Source organism: Pseudoalteromonas haloplanktis ATCC 14393 (assembly GCF_000238355.1).
Lineage (GTDB): Bacteria > Pseudomonadota > Gammaproteobacteria > Enterobacterales > Alteromonadaceae > Pseudoalteromonas > Pseudoalteromonas haloplanktis.
In genome coordinates this window covers 1-1,385 of sequence record NZ_AHCA01000040.1, presented here as the reverse complement: position 1 = coordinate 1,385, position 1,385 = coordinate 1, and the positions used below count along the sequence as shown (strand labels likewise).

The 1,385-nt window shown below is 50.9% G+C and carries 1 rRNA gene; it reads right to left on the bottom strand.

Going from position 1 to position 1,385, the window contains the following annotated elements:
* Nucleotides 1-21: 21 nt before the first annotated feature.
* Nucleotides 22-1,385: ribosomal RNA gene (locus PHAL_RS0122550) — 23S ribosomal RNA — on the bottom strand; the annotation flags it as partial.

Genomic DNA, 1,385 nt, shown 5'->3' with positions numbered 1-1,385 from the left:
ATAAAACGCGTTTGGCGTTGTATGGTTAAGCCTCACGGGTAATTAGTACAAGTTAGCTTAACATATCACTATGCTTCCACATCTTGCCTATCAACGTTGTAGTCTTCAACGGCCCTTCAGAGACTTTAAAAGTCTAGTGAGAACTCATCTCGAGGCCTGCTTCGCGCTTAGATGCTTTCAGCGCTTATCAGTTCCGAACGTAGCTACCGGGCAATGCCATTGGCATGACAACCCGAACACCAGCGGTTCGTTCACTCCGGTCCTCTCGTACTAGGAGCAACCCCTCTCAATTCTCAAACGCCCACGGCAGATAGGGACCGAACTGTCTCACGACGTTCTAAACCCAGCTCGCGTACCACTTTAAATGGCGAACAGCCATACCCTTGGGACCGACTTCAGCCCCAGGATGTGATGAGCCGACATCGAGGTGCCAAACACCGCCGTCGATATGAACTCTTGGGCGGTATCAGCCTGTTATCCCCGGAGTACCTTTTATCCGTTGAGCGATGGCCCTTCCATTCAGAACCACCGGATCACTATGACCTACTTTCGTACCTGCTCGACGTGTCTGTCTCGCAGTTAAGCTGGCTTCTACCATTACACTAACCGTACGATGTCCGACCGTACTTAGCCAACCTTCGTGCTCCTCCGTTACTCTTTGGGAGGAGACCGCCCCAGTCAAACTACCCACCAGGCACTGTCCGTAACCCCGATTCAGGGGCCAACGTTAGAACATCAAAACTACAAGGGTGGTATTTCAAGGACGACTCCAACAAGACTAGCGTCTCATCTTCTAAGTCTCCCACCTATCCTACACATGTAGGTTCAATGTTCAGTGCCAAGCTGTAGTAAAGGTTCACGGGGTCTTTCCGTCTAGCCGCGGGTACACAGCATCTTCACTGCGATTTCAATTTCACTGAGTCTCGGGTGGAGACAGCGTGGCCATGGTTACACCATTCGTGCAGGTCGGAACTTACCCGACAAGGAATTTCGCTACCTTAGGACCGTTATAGTTACGGCCGCCGTTTACCGGGGCTTCGATCAAGAGCTTCGTCCGAAAACTAACCCCATCAATTAACCTTCCGGCACCGGGCAGGTGTCACACCGTATACGTCATCTTGCGATTTTGCACAGTGCTGTGTTTTTAATAAACAGTCCCAGCCACCTGGTCACTGCGGCTCCCGTCCGCTTAGAGAGTAAATCTCATCACAGATAGGAGCGTACCTTCTCCCGAAGTTACGGTACGATTTTGCCTAGTTCCTTCACCCGAGTTCTCTCAAGCGCCTTAGTATTCTCTACCTGACCACCTGTGTCGGTTTGGGGTACGATTCGGTATAATCTGAAGCTTAGAGGCTTTTCCTGGAAGTATGGCATCAGCAACTTCA